Below are 21,208 nucleotides of genomic sequence, written 5' to 3'. Positions count from 1 at the left end.
GCGACGACATCACGAACCGGCCATGACCTGGGCCGCCGAGGTATCCGAGGAGATCACGATCCCTGTAGGTTCATGCCATGGAGGAGCTGGACCGACAGATCGTGCAGCTGCTCGTCAAGGACGGGCGGATGAGCTACACCGACCTGGGCAAGGCCACCGGCCTGTCCACGTCGGCGGTGCACCAGCGGGTGCGCCGGCTGGAGCAGCGCGGTGTCATCCGCGGCTATGCCGCGGTCGTGGATCCGGAGGCCGTGGGACTGCCCATGACCGCCTTCATCTCGGTGAAACCCTTCGACCCCAGCGCCCCCGACGACATCGCGGACCGGCTCGCGGGCGTCCCCGAGATCGAGGCCTGTCACAGCGTGGCCGGCGACGAGAACTACATCCTCAAGGTCCGGGTGGCCACCCCGCACGAGCTGGAGGAGCTGCTCGCCCGGCTGCGGTCGCTGGCGGGCGTCTCGACCCGGACGACCGTGGTGCTCTCCACCCCGTACGAGGCACGGCCGCCGAGGATCTGACCGCCGCACCGGCGACCCCGGTCCGAAGGCGGCCCGGCGAGGCGCGAGACTGTTCCTATGAGTGAGTCCTCCGCCCAGCCGCAGACCGTCCTCCTCCGCCGGGGGGAGGTCCACAGCCCCGCCGACCCCTTCGCCACCGCGATGGTCGTGGAGAGCGGCCAGATCGCCTGGGTCGGTTCCGAGGGGGCCGCCGACGCCTTCGCGGACGGCGTGGACGAGGTCGTCGACCTGGACGGCGCGCTGGTCACCCCCGCGTTCACCGACGCGCACGTGCACACCACCGCCACCGGCCTCGCGCTGACCGGCCTCGACCTGTCCGGCGCCCCCTCCCTGGAGGCCGCCCTCGCCCTGGTGCGGGACTTCGCCGCGGCGCGCCCCGGCGACCGCGTCCTGCTCGGGCACGGCTGGGACGCCGCCCGCTGGCCCGGCGGCCGTCCCCCGACGCGCGCGGAACTCGACGAGGCCACCGGCGGCCGTCCGCTGTACCTCTCCCGGATCGACGTCCACTCGGCGGTCGTCACGACCGCGCTGCTCGAGATGACGCCGGGCGCCACCGGCGCGCCGGACGCCCCGCTCGTCGCCGACGCCCACCACGCCGTCCGCGCCACCGCGCTGGCCGCCCTGACCGGCGCCCAGCGCACCGAGGCCCAGCGCGCCGCCCTCGCGCACGCCGCGTCCCTCGGCATCGGCACCGTCCACGAGTGCGGCGGGCCCGACATCTCCTCCGAGGACGACTTCACGGGCCTGCTCCGGCTCGCCGCGTCGGAGCCCGGCCCCCGCGTCGTGGGCTACTGGGCCGAACAGGACGTCGACAAGGCGCGCGAGCTCGGCGCCGCCGGCGCCGCCGGGGACCTGTTCGTCGACGGCGCCCTCGGCTCGCACACGGCCTGTCTGCACGAGCCCTACCAGGACGCCGCGCACACCGGCACCGCCTACCTGGACGCGGCCGCCGTCGCCGCCCATGTGGTCGCCTGCACCGAGGCGGGCCTCCAGGCGGGCTTCCACGCGATCGGGGACGCCGCCGTGACCGCCGTGGTCGACGGGATGCGCGCCGCCGCCGACAAGGTCGGCCTCGCCCGGATCCGCGCCGCCCGCCATCGGATCGAGCATGCCGAGATGCTCACCCCCGAGACCGTCGCCGCCTTCGCCGAACTCGGTCTGACCGCCTCCGTGCAGCCCGCGTTCGACGCGCTGTGGGGCGGCGAGGACGGGATGTACGCCCAGCGCCTGGGCGCCGAACGCGCCCGTGCGCTCAACCCGTTCGCGGCCCTGCTGCGGGCCGGCGTGCCGCTCGCGTTCGGATCGGACAGCCCGGTCACCCCCCTGGACCCCTGGGGCACGGTCCGCGCCGCCGCCTTCCACCGCACGCCGGAGCACCGGGTGTCCGTGCGCGCCGCGTTCACGGCGCACACGCGGGGCGGCTGGCGGGCCGTCGGCCGGGACGACGCGGGCCTCCTGGTGCCGGGCGCGCCCGCGGACTACGCGGTGTGGCGCACCGGCGCTCTGGTGGTCCAGGCGCCCGACGACCGGGTCGCGCGCTGGTCGACCGACCCGCGCTCCGGCACCCCCGGCCTTCCCGACCTCTCTCCGGGCCGTGACCTGCCGGTCTGTCTGCGCACGGTGATCGGCGGACGCACGGTCTTCGTACGGCCGGGCGAGTGATCTACCGGGGTGGCGTGCGCGGACGCGGTGCGCGCCGGTGCCTCGTACGACCTGGGAATCCTCGGCGCTGACCTGGGACGCTTCCGAAAAGCCGCAGGTCGCACGCCTGTTGACAGGCGGAGGTCCGGGGCCGGTAGGTTCGGCGGCGTCCACCACCGGACGCCCGAGCAGACCACCGGGGAACTTCCGGGAAACGGTCGCAACGCCGCTGGGTCAGGGACGGTGTGCCGCATCGGCGCACCGCCACTGGGAGCCAGGCTCAGCGCCGGCGCGGCGACGACGGATCGTTCCGGCCTGCCGGGGAGGTGTGACCCGGGTGGGGCCCGGGCGCTCAGTAGACAACGGCTTCAGGTCGACCCGCAGCCGGCGGGTCCCAGGTCGGCCCGAAGGGCGCCGGGCCCCCATCCGCAGACGGCCGCGCACCGCCGTCCTCCGTGCGAGGCCCCCCGCTCGCGCATCCCATGGCGCCGTACGCCCGTGCTGTCACGTCGGCGCAGGCCGCGCCCACTATGGTGGTGCTCTGCGTACGGACATGAAGGGGCAGCAGTGAACGACGGCGACGGGACCCTCGCGGCACAGGACCGGGGGAGACAGTTCGGGCCGCTCGGCACGGCATTGGTGATCATTCCGACCTACAACGAGGCGGAGAACATCAAGAGCATCGTCGGCCGGGTCCGCGAAGCGGTCCCCGACGCGCACGTGCTCGTGGCCGACGACAACAGCCCCGACGGCACGGGCAAGCTGGCGGACGAGCTGGCCGCCCAGGACGACCATGTCCGGGTCCTGCACCGCAAGGGCAAGGAGGGCCTCGGCGCGGCCTATCTCGCGGGCTTCCGATGGGGCCTGGAGCACGGCTACGGCGTGCTGATCGAGATGGACGCCGACGGCTCCCACCAGCCCGAGGAGCTGCCGCGTCTGCTGACCGCCCTCAAGGCGGCCGATCTGGTGCTCGGGTCGCGCTGGGTGCCGGGCGGCCGGGTGGTGAACTGGCCCAAGTCCCGCGAGTTCATCTCGCGCGGCGGCAGCCTCTACTCCCGTCTCGCCCTGGATCTGCCGCTGCGGGACATCACCGGCGGCTACCGCGCCTTCCGCCGCGAGACCCTGGAGGGGCTCGGCCTGGACGACGTCGCGTCCCAGGGCTACTGCTTCCAGGTCGATCTGGCCCGCCGTGCCGTGAAGGCCGGCTACCACGTCGTCGAGGTCCCGATCACCTTCGTGGAGCGCGAACTCGGCGACTCCAAGATGAGCCGCGACATCCTGGTCGAGGCGCTGTGGCGGGTCACCACCTGGGGCGCGCAGGAGCGGGCGGGCAAGCTCCTGAGCCGGGGGAAGCCGTCGGCGCCCAAGGGGAAGCAGGCGTAGGCGCGGGCGGCCCCGGCCGCCCTCTTATACCGCTCTGAACCGGGCCCAGGCACACTGGACGCATGACGACTGGCGCACCGACCCCCACCTCACCCGCCCGGCCCCGGCGCTCCCGTCTGCGCGGCTTCCTGCCGCTGGGCGTCGCCGCGTGGCTGGTGCTGGAGATCTGGCTGCTGACGGTGGTCGCCGGCGAGGCCGGCGGGCTCACGGTCTTCCTGCTGCTCGTCGCCGGGCTGGTGCTCGGCTCGGTGGTCGTGAAGCGGGCGGGCCGGCGCGCCTTCCAGGCGCTCAACGAGGCGCTCCAGCGCGGCGGCACCCCGGAGCGCGGCGGGGGCAACGGGCTGATGATGCTGGGCGGCCTGCTGATCATGCTGCCGGGTCTGCTCTCCGACGCGCTCGGACTGCTCCTGCTGATCCCGCCGGTGCAGAAGGTGGTGAGCCGTTACGCGGAGCGGACCTTCGACCGCAAGCTGCGCGAGGCGGGGGCCGGGTCGTTCGGCGACGCCTTTCAGCAGGCGCGCATCCACCGCCCCGACGGCAAGGTCGTGCAGGGCGAGGTCATCCGCGAGCGGCCCGGGGACGAGCCCCAGGAGCCCCGCCCGCCGCTGACGCGCTGAGAAGAGGACGACGCACAAAACCGCAGGTGCCGTAGGGCACCTGCGGTGTATGCGCGCTCGTAGCCGGTGTCCGCTAGGCGGACTTGCGGCTGTCCCGGGGATGAACGGCGATGTTCATCGCCCCTGACCGGAGAACGGCGAGACGCTCCTCGAGGACCTCTTCGAGTTCCTCGCGGGTACGCCGCTCCATCAACATGTCCCAATGCGTACGCGCGGGCTTGGCCTTCTTCTCCTCAGGGCCGTCGCCGTCCACGAGGAGTGCCTGGGCTCCGCAGACCTTGCACTCCCACTCCGGCGGAATCTCCGCCTCGACCGAGAAGGGCATCTCGAACCGGTGCCCCTTCTCGCATGCGTACTCCACGGCCTGGCGCGGGGCCAGGTCGATGCCGCGGTCCGTCTCGTAGCTGGTCACCACGAGGCGCGTGCCGCGAAGAGCTCGCTCACTCATGAATCGTGCCTCCCGGGCTTGTCGCCCACAGGACAGGTGTCGCTGTCGTCGTCATCCGGTCAACGTCCGGTCGGCGGTAAAGATTCCCGTTCCGAGTCACGTTCCGGGTCATGCGTCGCCGTCGTAGCCGCAGCCTTGCTGACCAATGTCGTACCCACCGGCGCCCGGTTTGTCACATCTGCGAGGAGATGTGACCCAGCGTTTCGGCATCTTTGACGCGCAGTAACGGTACGCCTGGTAGGCCAAACGCGTACACTACCGCCCTTTCACTCCGAACGCTAAATCGTGGGCGGGACGCGGTTGCCCGCGTCGCTGATCGCCCGCCGTACGGGTACCCGCGCGAGCAGGATGAATCCGATCACGAAGAAGGCCACCAGCGAGATGATCGCGTCCCGGTAGCTCCCGGTGAGCTGATAGGTCAGACCGAACAGCAGCGGACCCAGCCAGCTCATGCCCCGGTCGCTCATCTCGTACGCCGAGAAGTACTCGGCCTCCTTGCCGGGCGGCACGAGATGGGAGAACAGGGACCGCGACAGCGCCTGGCTGCCTCCCAGGACCAGGCCGATCCCGGCCGCCAGCACGAAGAACCACACCGGAGCCCCGGCGGGCAGGAAGTACCCGGCCGCCAGCGTGAGCGTCCAGGCGACCAGCGATCCGAGGATCGTCCGTTTCGCCCCGTGGACCCGCGCCAGACGTCCCATGGTCAGCGCGCCGGCGACCGCGAGGATCTGCACCAGCAGCACGGCCCCGATGAGAGTGGACTGGCTCAGTCCCAGCTCCTCGGAGCCGTAGACCGACGCCTGCGTGATCACCGTCTGGATGCCGTCGTTGTAGACCAGATAGGCCAGCAGGAAGGCGAGCGTCAGCGGGTGCCGGCGCATGTCGCGCAGGGTCGCCGCGAGCTGCCGGAACCCGGAGGCGGTGCCCTGCCCGGCGGCCCGCTCGGCGGCCGGTCCCCGGTCGCGCAGCCGCAGCAGCGGGACCAGCGCGAACCCGCCCCACCACAGACCCGCCGAGGCGAGGCAGATACGGACCGCCATGCCCTCGGAGACCCCGAAGGAGTCGTGCCCCAGATACAGGGCGAGGTTCACGACCAGCATCAGCGAGCCCGACGCGTAGCCGAACGCCCAGCCCCGGGAGGAGACCGCGTCCCGCTCCTCGGGGGCGGCGATCTGCGGCAGATAGGAGTTGTAGAGCATCATCGCGACGGACTGCGCGGCGTTCGCCACCACGAGCAGCAGACCGCCCAGCAGATAGCGGTCCCCGTCCAGCAGGAACATCGCCGTGGTCGCCGCCGCGCCCGTGTACGCCGCGGCCGCCAGGAGCGGCTTCTTGCGCCCCGTCCGGTCGGCCGCCGCCCCGACGAGCGGCATCACCAGCACCGCCACGACGACCGACAGGGACACCGAGTACGCGAAGAACGACCCCGCGCGGACGGGGATGCCCAGCGGATGGACGAAGCCGTCCGCGTCCGCCGCCGCCTCGGCGACCGATGTCAGATAGGGGCCGAGGAACACGGTGAGCACGCTCGTCGAGTAGACGGAGCACGCCCAGTCGTAGAAGTACCAGCCGCGCTGTTCGCGGCGCCGTCCGGCGGCCTCGTCGGCCGCCCCCGTGCGCACGGTCTCGATGCCCACCCCGTGCCCTCGCTTCCCCGTGGAGATCCCGCGCGAGGGCGGAGCCAGGACGGGGGTCAGACCCAGACGCCCCGGTCCTCCATGACCTTGCGCAACGTGTCGATGTGATCGGTCATGATGCCATCCACTCCCAGGTCCAGGAGCCGGTGCATCCGCTCCGGATCGTTGATGGTCCACACGTGCACCTGAAGACCGCGCGCGTGGGCCGTCCGCACGAAGCGGTGGTCGACCACCTGGATGCCGGACTGGGCCTCGGGAACCTGCGCCGCCACCGCCGAGCGGCGCAGCGCCGCGGGCACGCCCCAGGAGCGCAGCCGCAGATTGAGCACTCCCCGGGTCCCGTACGACGTCGCAAGGCGCGGGCCCGCCAGCCGCTGGGCGCGGACCACACGCGCCTCGGAGAAGGAGCCGACGCAGACGCGGTCCCAGGCGTTCGCGCGCTCGACCAGCTCCAGGAAGGGGTGGAGCGCGGGCTCCGCCTTCAGATCGACGTTCCAGCGCACCTCCGGGAACGTCTCCAGCAGCTCCTCGAACAGCGGCACCGGCTCCTGGCCCGCCACCCGGGCCTGCCGCACCTCCGCCCACGGCAGGTCCGCGATCCGGCCCGCGCCGTCCGTCACCCGGTCCAGCGTGGCGTCGTGGAAGGCGACCAGCCGGCCGTCGCGCGTGGTGTGGACGTCGGTCTCGATGTACCGGTAGCCCTGCTCCACGGCCCGCCGGAACTGCAGTGCCGTGTTCTCCAGGCCGTCCGCCGCGCCGCCCCGGTGGGCGAAGGGGATCGGGCCGGGGTGATCGAGGTAGGGGTGGCGTATCCGCGTGGTGCTCACGGACGCAGTATCGCCCCTTCGGGGCGCCCGGCGGCAACGACCGTGCTGCCGCCGGACGCGGGTGGGACGGCGAACACCCGCAGGAACAGCTGGGCGAGCGGGCCGATGGACAGCGCGTACAGGATCGTGCCGGCGCCGACGGTCCCGCCCAGCGCGAAGCCGGTCGCGACGACCGCGACCTCGACGGCCGTCCGCGTCAGCCGGATGGAGCGCCCGGTCCGCCGGTGGAGGCCGGTCATCAGGCCGTCGCGCGGTCCCGGCCCGAAGCGGGCGGCGATGTAGAGGCCGGTGGCCACGCCGTTCAGGACGATGCCGGCCACGAGGAGCGGGACGCGCGCGGCGAGGCTGTGCGTCTCGGGGAGCAGCGCCAGGGTGCCGTCCATGGCCAGGCCGACCGCGAACACGTTGGAGACGGTGCCGAGACCGGGACGCTGGCGCAGCGGGATCCACAGCAGCAGCACGATCGCGCCGACGATGATCGAGACGACCCCGATGGTGAGTCCGGTGCGCTCGGCGAGACCCTGGTGGAGTACGCCCCAGGGCTCCAGGCCGAGACCCGCGCCGACCAGCAGCGCCGAGCTCACCCCGTAGAGGGCGAGACCCGCGTACAGCTGGGACAGCCGTCGTACGAGATGCCGCTGCCTGGACAATGTCGCCCCCTTGTGGTGGTCGTGGCCTGCCACATGACACCCTGTGGCTTGGGATGCAACGCCATCCATGGCCAATTCGAAGTAGGTGGACTGGAAATCATGGCGCAGTGGACCTCCGCGGTGGGTGCCGCGCAGCTCGCCCGACTCCTCACCTCGCAGCAGGACCGCCCCGCAGGCCCTGGTACCCGGCGTCCGCCCGCGTACCGGGCGCTGGCCGACGGCATCCGGCTGCTCGTCCTCGAGGGCCGGGTCCCCGTCGCCGCCCGGCTGCCCGCCGAGCGGGAGCTCGCCCTGGCGCTGTCCGTGAGCCGTACGACCGTGGCGGCGGCCTACGAGGCGCTGCGCGGCGAGGGCTTCCTGGAGTCGCGGCGCGGGGCCGGCAGCTGGACGGCCGTGCCCGCCGGCAACCCGCTGCCCGCGCGCGGCCTCGAGCCGCTGCCCCCCGAGGCGCTCGGCTCCGTCATCGACCTGGGCTGTGCGGCGCTGCCCGCCCCCGAGCCCTGGCTGACCCGAGCCGTCCAGGGCGCCCTGGAGGAACTGCCGCCGTACGCCCACACGCACGGCGACTATCCCGCCGGGCTGCCCGCGATGCGGGCGATGATCGCCGACCGGTACACGGCGCGTGGCATCCCGACCATGCCGGAGCAGATCATGGTGACGACCGGGGCGATGGGCGCGATCGACGCGATCTGCCAGATGTTCGGCGGGCGCGGCGAGCGGATCGCGGTGGAGTCGCCCTCCTACGCCAACATCCTCCAGCTGATGAGGGAGGCCGGCGCCCGGCTCGTGCCCGTCGCCATGGCGGAGGGGCTGGCCGGCTGGGACATGGACCGGTGGCGGCAGGTCCTGCGGGACGCGGCCCCGCGCCTCGCCTACGTCGTCGCCGACTTCCACAACCCGACCGGCGCCCTCGCCGACGAGGACCAGCGCCGCCGGCTGGTGGACGCGGCCCGGTCCGCGGGAACCGTTCTGGTCGCCGACGAGACCATGAGCGAGCTGTGGCTCGACCCGGAGCTGGAGATGCCCCGGCCCGTGTGCGCGTTCGACCCCGCCGGATCGACCGTCATCACCGTCGGCTCGGCCAGCAAGGCCTTCTGGGCCGGCATGCGGATCGGCTGGGTGCGGGCCGCCCCGGACGTCATCCGCAGCCTCGTGGCCGCACGCGCCTACGCCGACCTGGGCACGCCCGTGCTGGAGCAGCTCGCCGTCAACTGGCTGTTCGGCACCGGCGGCTGGGAGGAGGCCGTGGAGGCGCGGCGCGGGCAGGCCCGGGAGAACCGGGACGCGCTCGTGGCCGCCGTCCGCCGCGAACTGCCCGGGTGGGAGTTCGAGGTGCCACGCGGCGGCCTCACCCTGTGGGTCCGCACGGGCGGACTGTCGGGGTCGCGGCTCGCGGAGGCGGGGGAGCGCGTGGGCGTCAGGGTGCCGTCCGGGCCCCGCTTCGGGGTGGACGGCGCCTTCGAGGGCTACGTCCGGCTGCCGTTCACCGTGGGCGGCGCGGTCGCCGAGGAGGCCGCGACCCGCCTGGCCGCGGCGGCCAGGCTCGTGGAGAGCGGGGGCACCGGCGGGGGCGAGTCGGTGCGGCCCTTCGTGGCCTGACCGGTCGCGCCCGTTCGGGGCGTCGTCTCAGGACGTCTCGGCCACCACGGCCTCGACCGGGACCGGCTCCGGCTCCGCTTCCGGCTCGGCCTTCGTCAGCAGGGGCGACGGCTCGGCCTCCATCGGGGTGGTGCGCTCCGGCAGCAGATCCAGCACGGCCTGCCGGTGCGCCTCGCTCGTCGCGTCGTCGTACGGGTCGGGGGTCGCCGGCACCTGGAGGCGGTGGACCCGGCCGGTGCCCAGACGGGCGTAGCCGCGTCCGGGCGGGGTCTCGGCGACCGGCGTGGTGTGCGGGGCAGCGCCGAGGACGGACTCGAGCTGCTCCGCCGTCGCCGGGCCGAGCACGACACGCGCGCGCGTGTGCTGGCGTACGGCGTCGCCGAGGGCGTCCAGCGCGTCCCACTGCTCGGCCACGACCACCGTGATCCCGGCGGCGCGGCCGTGCCGCAGGGGCACCTGGAGCAGGGCCTGGGGGTCCTTGCGGCCGTCGGCGGCGGCCAGGTGCGTGAAGACGGTAGGGCGGTCCAGGAGGACCCACAGGGGACGCTTCGTGTCCTCGGGCGGCGGGTTGCCGGCCTGCCGGGCCCGGTTGACGGCGATCAGGCGCCGTTCCGTCTCGGTCGCCACCCATTCGATGCTGGCCACCGCCCCGGCTAGCCCGCACTCGACGGCCAGGACCCCGTCCCGGCCGGTCAGGCAGGCGTACTCGCCGGTGCCGCCGCCCTCCACGATGACCACGTCACCGTGCTGGAGGGCCTGGAGCGCGATCGAGCGCAGCAGGGTGGACGTACCGCTGCCGGGCTGGCCGACGGCGAGCAGGTGCGGCTCGGTGGACCGCAGACCGGTGCGCCAGACCACCGGCGGGACGTCGCGCTGCTGGGCGCCGTGGGTGAGCGGCAGCGTGCGGCGGACCAGGGTGGCGTCGGTGAAGCCCAGCACGGTCTCGCCCGGCGCCGTGACGAAGCGCTGCGCGGCGATGTCCGTGGGCAGCGGGGCGAGCGCCGAGACCGTCAGCTCGTTGCCCTCCTCGTCCCAGTCGAAGTGGTACTCGCGCCCCCGGCCCGCCTTGGAGGTCAGCAGATGCTCGATCCGGGTACGTGCCTGCGCCTCCCCGTCGGTGAAGTAGGCCGGGTAGCGGATCAGCAGCCGGGCCACCCGGCCCGTGCCGTCGAACTCGTACTCGGGCAGGGCTTTCTCCCAGTCGCCGCCGTGGGAGTACAGCGGCTCGGGGTCCTCGGGAGCGGAGAAGTACGGGACGAGCGCCTCGTACAGCGCCTTCAGCCGCTCCGTCCGGGACGGGTCGGGCTCTTCGGGAGCCGCCGGCCGGCGGTCCCTGCCCTGCCAGGCTGCCGCCGCCATCACGGTGATGACGGCGAGCAGCGGCCCGTACGGAACCAGCGCCACGACCAGGATCACCGAGGCCACCAGGAACAGCAGCGGACCGCGTCTGTCCTTGGGGGTCTCGGCCCATCTGCGCCGTCCGGCGGCAGCCAGCCGGCGCAGACCGCGGGTGATCGTGATCAGCGGGTGGAGGACGTCGGAGGCGCTGTCGCCCGCCGTCCGGGCCAGCTCCCGGCTACGGGCGAACTGCGTCCGGGCCAGCTCTCGGCTCCGGGCGAACTGTGCGCTGCCGGTGCTCAGGATGCGGGGGAGGGGGCGGCGGGCCACTGCTGTCTCCTACGAGTGCGTACGGGCGGGAGGGGGCGGCGTCAGAACTGGATGCCGCCCAGGAGGCTCGCCAGGCTCTCGCCGCCTGCCTTGATGCTCGGGGCGATGGCCGTGCTTGCCAGATAGAAGCCGAACAGGGCCGAGATCAGGGCGTGCGACGCCTTCAGCCCGTCCTTGCGGAAGAAGATGAAGACGACGATGCCGAGCAGTACGACGCCTGAGATGGAGAGGATCATCTGAGTGCTCCTGGTTTGTGGGGACAGTCACCATGAGTACTTCCAGGCTCACAGGATGTATCCATACGATAAAAGGTGCAACTGGGTGAAATACGGCGGATTTCCCCCGGTCGGCGGAGTGTCCTTGGCCGGATGAGCCGGGCTCCCGGGCCCCACTGTGTCTGCGATGATCTTTGCCGCGGAGGGCACCGGGTCATGTGCCGCGCGAGCCAGTACCCTGGCGAATCACCCGTACGGCCGCGCTCCGCTCGCCGGCCGTACCCTGCTCCCCGCAGAACCCAGTCCCCGTGCACGCAGGAAGGCGGTCCGGTCATGAGCGAAGCCCCCGACCCCGAGGTCGTGGAGCTGGCGACCAAGATCTTCGATCTGGCCCGGCAGGGGGAGACCGAGCAGCTCGTGGCGTACGTCGACGCGGGCGTTCCGGCCAACCTCACCAACGACCGCGGCGACTCCCTCGTGATGCTCGCCGCCTATCACGGGCACGCCGACGCGGTACGCGCGCTCCTCGCGCGCGGGGCCGAGGCCGACCGCGTCAACGACCGAGGCCAGACGCCACTCGCCGGAGCGGTCTTCAAGGGCGAGACCGAGGTGATCAAGGCCCTCGTCGAGGCAGGGGCCGACCCGGCCGCGGGCACGCCGTCCGCCGTCGACACCGCCCGGATGTTCGGCAAGGCCGAACTGCTCGAGCTGTTCGGCGCACACTGATCCGACGGTTCTGACCAGCGCGGACACGGAAAACGGGGGAGGCGGTACAGGGCCGCCGTAATTTCGGTCGCGGCGGACGGAAGTGCCGAGTCATCATGACGTCGTGATTCACGGACGCGAGGGCTGGGCAGGTGTTGCCGCACCGCGCGGGCCGTGATCGGTCCGCATGGGCCACCGACGAGAGGCAGAGGAAGATGGTCTACAGCAAGCAGGAAACGGCGGGCGCCCCGACGTGTTGTCACGCGGCCAGGTGAAGCAAGAACCCCGGTTGCGTCGACGCTTGATGTGAGGCTGTTTCCCATGTTCGAACCGGTCATAGCGCCCAGCGGTACGCTGCTCGGCCTGCTCCAGCGGGGCCGCGGCGACGGAACGCTGCACGCGCTCACCGCCCCGCGCTCCGAGGCGCTCGCGGCCCTCGACCAGTGCGTGCTGCACGATCCCCGGCACGACTGGCAGGTGGAGAACCGCTCCCTCTACTACGCCCGGCTCTACCTCGACCTGAACGGCGAGCTCGACACGATCGAGGCCCACCTGTTCGACGTGGAGGACACCCTCGACACCGAGGAGTCACGCACCGGGCTCGCCCTCGCCGTCCTGGGCCATCTCGCGTCCTACGGCCGGCGGGACGCCCTCGAACTGCTCCGCAGGTACGCCGCCTCGGGCACCAACTGGGCCTGGGCCCTGGACGAACTGGCGCTCAGGGACGACGACGCGGGCCTGCGCGCCCTCGCCGCCCCCGTCCTGGCGCGCTTCCCGGCCGACCCGGAGGGCGACGCCGAGCTGGCCGTCGCCGTACGCGACGCCTTCGAGCCACGGCCCTGGCGGCTGTGGGCCGACGATCCCCGCCCGTCGATCGCCACGCGCGTGCGTGCCGCGCACGAGACGGGCTGCTTCGACCGCTGGCAGCGGCAGATGAACCCCACCGGGCCCCGCCCGGGATGGAGCGTGCAGGCGGTCTTCGACTGGGCCCAGCAGGGCCTCGAACGCGGCGCCGCGCTGCACGTGCCCGCCGCCCGGTGCCTGTCGGCCGTCGCCGGGCCCGAGGACCGGCCGCAGATCCTCGCGGCGGCCCGGGACGGCGGCGACGGAGCCCGCTGCACCGCCCTGCGCTACCTCGCCGACACCGGCGCCCCCGATGTGCTCGACCTCGTGGAGGCCGCCGTCGTCACCGGGTCACCGGTCGTCGTGGAGGCCGCCCTCGACGCCTTCGAACGCATGCGCGGCGTCGCCGCCGTCGACCGGGCGCGCGGCTGGGCCCGGCGGCCCGACGCGCTGGGCGCCGCGGCCGGACGCGTGCTCGCCTGCCGGGGCGGCGCCCAGGACAAGGACCTCGTCCTCGCGGCCCTGCGGGAGGCCGTACGCGGCGAGGGTCCCGACGCCCCCACACTGTGGACTCTCGTCGACGGCACCGGGCGGCTCGGCATCGCCTGCGCGGCACCCGTCCTGCGCCATATCTACCGGGAGACCGCCTCCTCCCATCTGCGCGGCCGCACCGCCCGCGCCCTCGCCGCCACCGACCCCTCCTTCCCGGCCGGCTTCGCCGTCGAGTGTCTCTGGGACTGCGAGGAGAACACCCGCGAGCTCGCCGCCCGGCACGCCGAGACCGGCGACACCCGGGTCGTCGAGCGTCTGCGCCGCCTGGCCGCCGATCCGGCGGAGGAGGACGAGGTGCAGACGGCGGTACGCAGCCGGATCGGACCGGACGCGACGATGGGCTGACGCCGGGGGCGGGGCCGGGTCGGGCGCGCCTGCGCGGGCGGTGCCCGGCCTCGGGTCGGCGGACGTGGGTTGTCGCAGCGTGCCGGCGGGGCGGGGGTTCGCACCGTGCCGGCGGGCGCCTCTATCGGGGCGGCTGGCTGGTCCGGGGCTGCCGGAATGCGGAGCGTCCCGGGACGTGGTCTCGGCGCGGCGTGAGTGCCCGGGCCCGCCGCCGGGCCGGCCGGACGGCCCCGCGCCTCGTCGCCGGTCGTCCGGTACGCCCGGATCGCGCCGCCGGCCGGGGCCGCGTCGAGACCCGGCGCGCCCGCCGGACCGGCCGCCGGTGGCCGGTCGGGAACGCCGGGTACGCCGCCAGGCGGCAGGACGGCACATCCGCAGACCTGTGTCCGGAGCGGTCCGGTCCAAGATGGCATCGCCGCAGGGTGGGCGGGAGGCCGTACCTGGCGTGGCTGCATCGGTGAGGCGCCGGCCATGGGTGGCCCAGGCGCCGGCCGTGCTCAGCGGTGGCGTGTCGGGAGGAAGCGGATCGGGGTGCCCGGAGGGGCTTGCGCGGCGGCGGGGAGGTCGGGGGTGCGGACCACCGCTATCACCGGGTAGCCGCCCGTGGTCGGGTGGTCGGCGAGGAAGACGACGGGACGGCCGTCGGGCGGGACCTGGACCGCGCCCAGGACCATGCCCTCGCTGGGCAGTTCACGGGTGACCGCCCGGTCGAGGGCCGGGCCCTCGGTGCGCAGGCCGATGCGGTTGCTCGCGGGGGAGACCCGGTAGGGGCGGGACGTGAAGACCCGGATCGCTTCAGGGGAGAACCAGTCCGCGCGTGGGCCGAGCGTGACCCGCAGGACCAGTTCCGCCGGGGGCGCCGGCTGGGGAGCGACGTCCACGCGCGTGTGCGGCCCTACAGGGCGGCCCAGGGGCAGCACCGCGCCGTCCGTGAGGGGCGGCGGGCCCAGGCCGGAGAGCAGGTCGGTGGAGCGACTGCCGAGCACCGGCTCGACGGCGACGCCCCCGGAGACGGCCACGTAGGTGCGAACGCCCGTGGTGGCGGGGCCGATGCCCAGCAGGGCGCCCGCCGGCACCCGCACCGGAGCGCCCCACGCGACCGGTCGGCCGTCCACCGTGACCCGGCAGGGCGCGCCCGTGGCCGCGACCGTGACCGTGGAACGGGGCCGCACCGTACAGCCGTTGAGCGTCGTCTCCAGGACGGCGGCGTCGACGGGGTTGCCGACCAGCCGGTTGCCGAGCGCCGCCGCGGGCGGGTCCAGGGCACCCGAGTGCGGCACACCCAGATGCGCGTGACCGGGGCGGCCGAGGTCCTGCACGGTGGTCAGGGCGCCGGCGCGGACGACGGAGAGCGCGTGGTCGGTCATGAGCCGTCCACCGGGACGAACCGCACCCGCGTACCCGGCGCCAGCAGCGCCGCCGGCACGCGCGTGTGGTCCCACAGCACCGCGTCCGTGGTGCCGATCAACTGCCAGCCGCCCGGCGAGGAACGCGGGTACACGCCCGTGTACGGGCCCGCCAGGGCCACCGCGCCCGCGGGGACGGCCGTGCGCGGGGTCGCCCGGCGTGGGACGTCGTACCGCGCCGGCAGCCCGGTCAGATAGCCGAAGCCGGGCGCGAACCCGCAGAAGGCGACGCTGAATTCGGTGCCCGCGTGGATACGGGCCACCTCGTCCGGCGGCACCCCCCAGTGCGCGGCGACGTCGGCCAGGTCGGGTCCGTCGTACCGCACGGGCAGTTGGACGACGTCACGCGCGTGTGCCGGGGCGGGAGGGACGTCGGACACGGCGAGTTCGGCGGCGAGGCGGTCCGGGGCGGTCAGGCCGTCGAGCAGGACCGTACGCGCCGCCGGGACGATCTCGCGTACCATCAGCGAGCCTTCGGCGCGGCGGCGCAGCAACTCCGCGTGCAGGGCGCGGGCCTCCTCGCCCGAGGACACCTCCACCAGCAGCGCGTCGTCGCCGACGGGCAGCGTCCTCATGCGAAGGCCTCCACCCGGACACCCGACTCCTCCAGCCGCTCCCGCACCCGGCGGGCCAGTTCGACGGCACCGGGGGTGTCGCCGTGCAGGCACAGCGACCGCGCGCGTACCTCGACCCGCGTCCCCGCGTGGGAGGTGACCTCGCCGGCGCGGGCCAGCCCCAGCGACCGTTCCACGACGGCCTCCGGGTCGGTGACCACGGCACCGTCCCGGCCGCGCGGCACGAGCGTGCCCTGCTCGGTGTACGCGCGGTCCGCGAACGCCTCGGTGACCGCGGGCAGTCCGGCCTTGCCCGCCAGGTCCAGCAGCCGCGAACCGGGCAGGCCGAGCACGGGCAGGGTGGCGTCGGCGAGGAGCACGCCGTCGACGACGGCGCCCGCCTGCTCCTCGTCGTGCACGACCCGGTTGTAGAGCGCGCCGTGCGGTTTCACGTACGCCACGCGCGCGCCGGCGGCCCGCGCGAAGACCTCCAGGGCGCCGATCTGGTACGCCACTTCGGCCGTCAGCTCGGCGGGCGGCACGTCCATCGCGCGCCGCCCGAACCCCGCGAGGTCCCGGTAGGAGACCTGGGCGCCGATCCGCACCCCGCGCGCGGCCGCCTGCTCGCACACGCGCCGCATGGTGGCCGCGTCCCCGGCGTGGAAGCCGCAGGCCACGTTGGCGCTGGTGACGACCGACAGCAGCCGTTCGTCGTCGGTGAGCTGCCAGCGGCCGAAGCCCTCGCCCAGGTCGGCGTTGAGATCGATCGAGGTCATGAGTCGGTCGTTTCCCCGGTCCGGTGGTCAGGCGACGATGCGGTACTGCTCGTCGCGGGCGTCGGTCAGGAACATCTGACCCGGTGCGTGCGTGAGGGCGAACGGTGGGCGCGAGGCCATCACCGCGGCCTGCGGAGTCACCCCGCAGGCCCAGAACATCGGGATGTCGTCGGGCTCCAGGTCCACCGGGTCGCCGAAGTCGGGGCGGCCCAGGTCCGTGATGCCGAGCGCCGAGGGGTCGCCGCAGTGCACGGGAGCGCCGTGCACCGCGGGGAGCAGTCCCGTCTCCCGCAGCGCCGCCGCCACATGCTGCGGCGGCACCGGACGCATCGACACCACCATCGGTCCGCGCAACCGCCCCGCGGGACGGCACGCGCGACCGGTGACGTACATCGGGACGTTGCGGCCCTGTTCGACATGGCGGATCGGGACGCCGGCCTCACCGAGCGCCGACTCGAACGTGAAGCTGCACCCGATCAGGAACGACACCAGATCGCCGCGCCAGTGGGCGCGCACGTCCGTCGGCTCGTCCACCAGCTCCCCGTCCCGCCAGACCCGGTAGCGCGGCAGGTCGGTGCGCAGATCCGCGCCGTCCGCGAGGACCGTCGTCCAGGAACCGGCGTCCGTGACGTCCAGCACCGGGCAGGGCTTCGGATTGCGCTGGCAGAACAGCAGCATGTCGTAGGCCCAGTCGGCGGGCACCGAGATGAGATTGGCCTGTGTGTGGCCGGCCGCGACCCCCGCGGTGGGGCCGGCCAGCCCGGCCCGGAAGCGGGCGCGGGCCTCCGCGGGGCTCCACGCGCGCGCGTGCGGGTCGAGGTGGGCCACCGGCGAGTCCTCGACGCCGGGCGAGGCGGCGCTGCTGCTCACACCAGCTCCTTCCCGCGCGTCTCCGGCAGTCCGAGCAGGGCCAGCGCCGCGATGCCGTAGCCGATCGCACCGAACACCAGCGCGCCGCCCACTCCCCAGCTGTCCGCGAGGAAGCCCACCATGGTGGGGAAGACGGCACCGACCGCGCGGCCCGTGTTGTACGTGAAGCCCTGTCCCGTGCCGCGCACGGCCGTCGGGTACAACTCGCTCAGATACGAGCCGAAGCCGCTGAAGATGGCCGACATGCAGAACCCGAGCGGGAAACCGAGCACCAGCAGCAGGGTGTTGGCGCCGGCCGGGATGTTCGCGTACGCCAGGATGCAGACGGCGGACAGGAGCGCGAACAGCCAGATGTTGCGGCGGCGGCCCAGCAGGTCCGTGAGGTAGCCGCCGGTCAGATACCCGGCGAAGGCGCCCGAGATGAGGAAGGCCAGATACCCGCCGGTGCCGACGACGGACAGCTCCCGCTCGGTCTTCAGATAGGTCGGCACCCAGGTGGCCAGCGTGTAGTAGCCGCCCTGGACGCCCGTGGAGAGCAGGCCCGCGAAGACCGTGACGCGCAGCAGTCCCGGCTTGAAGATCGCGGTGAACGAGCCCTTCTCCGCGCTCTGTTCGCGTACGGCGACGGCCGCGGGGGCGTCGTGCACCCGGCGGCGCATCCAGATGACGAGCAGCGCGGGCAGGGCGCCCGTCCAGAACATCACCCGCCATGCCAGGTCGTCGTCGACGAACGAGAACACCAGGGTGTACGTGACCGCCGCGAGGGCCCAGCCGACGGCCCAGGAGCTCTGGATCGCCCCGAGGGTCCGGCCGCGGTGCCGGGCGCTCGCGTACTCGGCGACCAGGATGGCGCCGACCGCCCACTCGCCGCCGAAGCCGAGCCCCTGGAGGGCGCGGAAGACCAGCAGCCACTCGTAGCTGGGGGCGAACCCGCAGGCCACGGTGAACACCGCGTAGGTGACGACGGTGACCATCAGGGCCTTGACCCGGCCGATCCGGTCGGCCAGCACGCCCGCGAGGGCGCCGCCTATCGCGGAGACGACCAGCGTGACGGTGGTGAAGAGACCGGTCTGGCCGCTGTCCAGACCGAAGTACGCGGCGAGCGCCACCATGCTGAGCGGCAGGGTGAAGTAGTCGTACGAATCCAGGGCGTACCCGCCGAAAGCGCCCGCGAAGGCGCGGCGCCCGCGCGGTCCCAGGGCGCGCAGCCAGCCGAACGCGCCGTCGCCGCCCGCCTGCTCGGCGGGAGTGGTCGGGTGCGGAGCGTCCGGGGGAGCGGACTTCGAGGTCTGCGGTGGAGGGGTAGTGCTCATGGGCACCTCGCAGTGAAGGGAGGGGTGGGGACGGGGGCGGTGCCGGGCGTGGGGGGGGTGAGGGGAAGGGGGGAAGCCGGCGGGTGAGGGGAGGGGGACGGAGGAGCGGGGAGCGCGGATGTGCCGTCCTGGACCGGACGGTGTGCAGCAAGGTAGAGGATCGTTGAACGATCCTTCAATACCCCTGTTGTCTCGTCCTCCTGGCTGCGGTTGAATTCCGGGCATGGCAGAGCAGCTGGGCGAACTGGCCGACGACCGTGCCCTCCTGGGGCGGACGAGCACGGCGGAGCGGGTCTCGGACATCCTCAGGAGCCGTATCTCCGAAGGCTTCTTCCCGCCCGGGACCCGGCTGTCGGAGGACGGCATCGGCGGGGCGCTCGGTGTGTCCCGCAACACACTCCGCGAGGCGTTCCGCCTGCTCACCCATGAACGGCTCCTCGTGCACGAGTTGAACCGCGGGGTGTTCGTCCGGGTCCTCACCGTCGAGGACGTGGAGGACATCTACCGCACCCGGCGCCTGGTCGAGTGCGCGGTCGTGCGCGGGCTCGGCGAGCCGCCGTACCCCCTGGAGGGGCCTGCCGAAGCCGTCGCCGAAGGGCAGCGGGCCGTGCGCGAAGGTGACTGGAAAGCGCTGGGAACCGCCAACATCCACTTCCACCGTGAACTGGTGGCGCTGGCCGGCAGCGAACGCACCGACGAGCTGATGCGCAGCGTCTTCGCCGAGCTGCGGCTCGCCTTCCACGTCGTCGACGATCCCCGCCGCCTGCACGAGCCGTACCTCGCCCGCAACCAGGAACTCCTGCAGGCGCTGGAGGCCGGCGACACGGCTGGGGCCGAGCGGATCCTCGCCGTCTACCTCGACGACTCCCTGGAGCGCGTGGTCGAGGTGTACCGGCGCCGGGTGGGGGAGGGGGAGATCGTCTCCTGAGGCGGCTCGCGTCGGCCGGAGGCGATCCACGCCGCAGGCGGCTCGCGCCCGCCGGAGGCGATCCGCGCCGTTTGGATCGATGTCAGACCTAGGACCTAGTCTGTGCACCGTGACTTCGCCTGCATCGACGGACCGCGTTCCGCCCCAGCTCAGCGCGGGGCCGCGCCCCGCGCCGGGCCCGGCCGCCGACGAGGGCCTGGCGCGGCGGCTGCGCGCGCTCGCCTGCACCGCGCCGCTGCACGACCTCGACGCCCGCAAGGCCAATCTGGCCGGCGAGTACTCGGTGTACGGCATGGCCGAAGTGGCCCTCGCCGCCATCGACCTGGTCACACTCAACATGGACTTCGACACCGGCGCCGACCACGACCAGATAGTCGCCCGTCTCATCCCCCGCATCGCCGCCCAGGCCCCGCGGCGCCCCGTCGCCGAGCACGAGCGGGTGGCCCGCTGGGTCCTGGAGAACCTGATCAACGTCGGCAGCGTCGACCGCGGCTTCCGGGCCGTGTACGGCACGTTCACGCCGGACGGCAGCTATGTCCGCCGGGACTACGACTTCAAGCTGATCGAGGAGGTCCCGGGCCCGGGCGGCACCGTGTACCTGCGCACGACCGACGAGGCCGTCAACGTCCTGGTCGGCGCCCTGGACACGGACGTCACCAGCGCGCAGATCGCCGCCGAGGTCAAGCTGGAGGTGCTGATCAGCCGCGGGCGCCTCGCGGACGCCCAGCTGGCCGCCGAGCAGGCCAGGTACCGCACCGTGCAGTACTCCGAGACGCTGCGCCGCGCCCTGGACGCCACCCGTCGCAACGTCCGGGCGGTCGACTGGCTGAACGCCGTCCCGGACATGATCGCGGAGGCCCTCGACCACGTCGCCGACCGGTACCGCCACGAGAACGCCATCCTCACCAACATCCGCAAGGCCCGTGACGAGACCGAGGACCCGGAGCACAAGCGCCGCGCGGCCGAGCTGGTCGACATCGTCAAGGACTGCATCCGGCGCCACACCCAGCTCCAGTCCCGGCTGCTGGAGGCCGGACCGCTGTTCCGCGCCGAGCAGGACCGGCAGGCCTTCGCCACCCCCCTGACCACGTCGGGCATCGACCTGTACGGGCATCTCGTCGCGCCCGTCCTGCCGTTGCCGCTGGAGGGGGCCGTCCGCGTCACGGACGCCTTCTTCGCGCACGGCACCGGCCTGCGCACACCGGTGTCGGTGCGGCTCGGCGACCTCGTCGACATCCTGCTCACCCCGCCCGTGGAGCGGGAGCACCTGGGCGCCGAGATGCCCGAGCCGGACCTCATCGCCACCCCGGACGACAGCCGGTTCAGCGAGGAGCAGCTCGCCGCCGCCATGGAGCTGCTCGACCTGCCCGCCGACGCCCCCCGCCGGCTGTCCGGCCTGCTGGCCGAGGCACGCCGGCAGGACCCCGAACTGCCGTACCTGGTCGCCCTGCTGGCCGTCCATGCCGCCAGCCCTCCGGTGGGCACCGCCTACCGGCAGGGCGAGGAGAAGCTGCTCTTCGCCGTGGACGACGGGACGGAGCTGGACGACCCCGAGTTCGGCGGCGCCGACCTCATCGTCGGTACGGCGCTGCTCGACGCGGCCGGCATGGCCGCCGACCGGACGGAAGCCGCATGAGCCGACCGCCGCGCGGCGCCGGGCACCGGACGACTCGGAGCCATCAGTGCGCGGTGCACCGCAGTACGCCGCACCAC

Annotated in this window: 20 protein-coding genes; 9 read left to right on the top strand and 11 right to left on the bottom strand. The window is 73.6% G+C overall.

Translation table 11 applies throughout. The annotated features are described in order from the left end of the window. Positions 1-77: 77 nt before the first annotated feature. The 4 genes from ACFV46_RS25970 (at position 78) to fxsA (ending at position 4,159) form a co-directional block, all read left to right on the top strand. On the top strand, positions 78-518 hold the full coding sequence (locus ACFV46_RS25970; RefSeq protein ID WP_004002750.1) for an Lrp/AsnC family transcriptional regulator: 441 nt from the start codon (positions 78-80) through the stop codon (positions 516-518). Positions 519-575: 57 nt separating this feature from the next. Further along, positions 576-2,180, top strand: coding sequence for an amidohydrolase (locus ACFV46_RS25965; protein ID WP_385499925.1), 1,605 nt, complete (start codon positions 576-578; stop codon positions 2,178-2,180). 546 nt (positions 2,181-2,726) lie between these two features. Beyond that, positions 2,727-3,542, top strand: a complete 816-nt coding sequence (locus ACFV46_RS25960; protein WP_385499924.1) for a polyprenol monophosphomannose synthase — start codon at positions 2,727-2,729, stop codon at positions 3,540-3,542. A 62-nt stretch (positions 3,543-3,604) separates the two neighbouring features. Next, entirely contained in the window at positions 3,605-4,159 is a 555-nt protein-coding gene (fxsA, locus tag ACFV46_RS25955) for an FxsA family membrane protein (RefSeq protein WP_385499922.1), read from the top strand. A gap of 73 nt (positions 4,160-4,232) precedes the next feature. On the opposite strand, the gene ACFV46_RS25950 is transcribed toward fxsA, so the two are convergent. The 4 genes from ACFV46_RS25950 to ACFV46_RS25935 form a co-directional block, all read right to left on the bottom strand. Continuing rightward, positions 4,233-4,607 (bottom strand): RNA polymerase-binding protein RbpA, encoded by a 375-nt coding sequence (locus tag ACFV46_RS25950; RefSeq protein ID WP_003977404.1) that lies wholly within the window; start codon positions 4,605-4,607, stop codon positions 4,233-4,235. 278 nt (positions 4,608-4,885) lie between these two features. Continuing rightward, entirely contained in the window at positions 4,886-6,244 is a 1,359-nt protein-coding gene (locus tag ACFV46_RS25945; RefSeq protein WP_361935824.1) for an MFS transporter, read from the bottom strand. Between the two features lie 56 nt (positions 6,245-6,300). Beyond that, positions 6,301-7,071: a glycerophosphodiester phosphodiesterase gene (locus ACFV46_RS25940; RefSeq protein WP_361935821.1), complete on the bottom strand. Its 771-nt coding sequence runs from the start codon at positions 7,069-7,071 to the stop codon at positions 6,301-6,303. Continuing rightward, on the bottom strand, positions 7,068-7,721 hold the full coding sequence (locus ACFV46_RS25935) for a YitT family protein (protein WP_376729709.1): 654 nt from the start codon (positions 7,719-7,721) through the stop codon (positions 7,068-7,070). The genes ACFV46_RS25940 and ACFV46_RS25935 overlap by 4 nt, the downstream gene beginning before the upstream one ends. Positions 7,722-7,820: 99 nt before the next feature. Here ACFV46_RS25935 and ACFV46_RS25930 point away from each other — a divergent pair, with 99 nt between their 5' ends. Next, positions 7,821-9,320: a PLP-dependent aminotransferase family protein gene (locus tag ACFV46_RS25930; protein WP_376729708.1), complete on the top strand. Its 1,500-nt coding sequence runs from the start codon at positions 7,821-7,823 to the stop codon at positions 9,318-9,320. Between the two features lie 27 nt (positions 9,321-9,347). On the opposite strand, the gene ACFV46_RS25925 is transcribed toward ACFV46_RS25930, so the two are convergent. Further along, positions 9,348-10,988: a hypothetical protein gene (locus tag ACFV46_RS25925; RefSeq protein WP_385499921.1), complete on the bottom strand. Its 1,641-nt coding sequence runs from the start codon at positions 10,986-10,988 to the stop codon at positions 9,348-9,350. A 41-nt stretch (positions 10,989-11,029) separates the two neighbouring features. Beyond that, a complete protein-coding gene (locus ACFV46_RS25920; protein ID WP_004002760.1) occupies positions 11,030-11,224 on the bottom strand; it encodes a hypothetical protein in 195 nt (64 codons plus the stop codon). A gap of 312 nt (positions 11,225-11,536) precedes the next feature. On the opposite strand from ACFV46_RS25920, the gene ACFV46_RS25915 reads away from it, so the two are divergent. After that, positions 11,537-11,929 (top strand): ankyrin repeat domain-containing protein, encoded by a 393-nt coding sequence (locus ACFV46_RS25915; protein ID WP_151782999.1) that lies wholly within the window; start codon positions 11,537-11,539, stop codon positions 11,927-11,929. A gap of 300 nt (positions 11,930-12,229) precedes the next feature. Further along, complete coding sequence (locus ACFV46_RS25910) at positions 12,230-13,648, top strand: HEAT repeat domain-containing protein (RefSeq protein WP_385499919.1); 1,419 nt, start codon at positions 12,230-12,232, stop codon at positions 13,646-13,648. 497 nt (positions 13,649-14,145) lie between these two features. Here the strand turns inward: ACFV46_RS25910 and ACFV46_RS25905 are convergent, their stop codons facing one another. From ACFV46_RS25905 to ACFV46_RS25885, 5 genes are read right to left on the bottom strand one after another with little or no spacing between them, the layout of a single operon-like run. Then, on the bottom strand, positions 14,146-15,015 hold the full coding sequence (locus ACFV46_RS25905; RefSeq protein WP_385499918.1) for a biotin-dependent carboxyltransferase family protein: 870 nt from the start codon (positions 15,013-15,015) through the stop codon (positions 14,146-14,148). Then, positions 15,012-15,629, bottom strand: a complete 618-nt coding sequence (locus tag ACFV46_RS25900) for an allophanate hydrolase subunit 1 (RefSeq protein WP_376729704.1) — start codon at positions 15,627-15,629, stop codon at positions 15,012-15,014. Before ACFV46_RS25900 ends, ACFV46_RS25905 begins: the two co-directional genes overlap by 4 nt. Continuing rightward, the gene (locus ACFV46_RS25895) at positions 15,626-16,384 is read right to left on the bottom strand and encodes a LamB/YcsF family protein (RefSeq protein WP_385499917.1); all 759 of its coding nucleotides are present in this window, start codon (positions 16,382-16,384) and stop codon (positions 15,626-15,628) included. The genes ACFV46_RS25900 and ACFV46_RS25895 overlap by 4 nt, the downstream gene beginning before the upstream one ends. A gap of 27 nt (positions 16,385-16,411) precedes the next feature. Then, the gene (locus ACFV46_RS25890) at positions 16,412-17,254 is read right to left on the bottom strand and encodes a putative hydro-lyase (RefSeq protein ID WP_376729702.1); all 843 of its coding nucleotides are present in this window, start codon (positions 17,252-17,254) and stop codon (positions 16,412-16,414) included. After that, positions 17,251-18,567 carry an MFS transporter gene (locus ACFV46_RS25885; protein WP_376729701.1) on the bottom strand — a complete coding sequence of 439 codons (1,317 nt, stop codon included), beginning with the start codon at positions 18,565-18,567 and terminating at the stop codon, positions 17,251-17,253. The genes ACFV46_RS25890 and ACFV46_RS25885 overlap by 4 nt, the downstream gene beginning before the upstream one ends. Before the next feature lie 223 nt (positions 18,568-18,790). Here ACFV46_RS25885 and ACFV46_RS25880 point away from each other — a divergent pair, with 223 nt between their 5' ends. Further along, complete coding sequence (locus tag ACFV46_RS25880) at positions 18,791-19,495, top strand: GntR family transcriptional regulator (RefSeq protein ID WP_385499916.1); 705 nt, start codon at positions 18,791-18,793, stop codon at positions 19,493-19,495. A 109-nt stretch (positions 19,496-19,604) separates the two neighbouring features. Further along, positions 19,605-21,131: a hypothetical protein gene (locus ACFV46_RS25875; RefSeq protein ID WP_385499914.1), complete on the top strand. Its 1,527-nt coding sequence runs from the start codon at positions 19,605-19,607 to the stop codon at positions 21,129-21,131. Positions 21,132-21,208: the final 77 nt, after the last annotated feature.

This window comes from Streptomyces sp. NPDC059852, assembly GCF_042731455.1.
Taxonomy (GTDB): domain Bacteria; phylum Actinomycetota; class Actinomycetes; order Streptomycetales; family Streptomycetaceae; genus Streptomyces.
The sequence above is the reverse complement of the archived record's forward strand: the minus strand, read 5'-3'. Positions and strand labels throughout refer to the sequence as shown.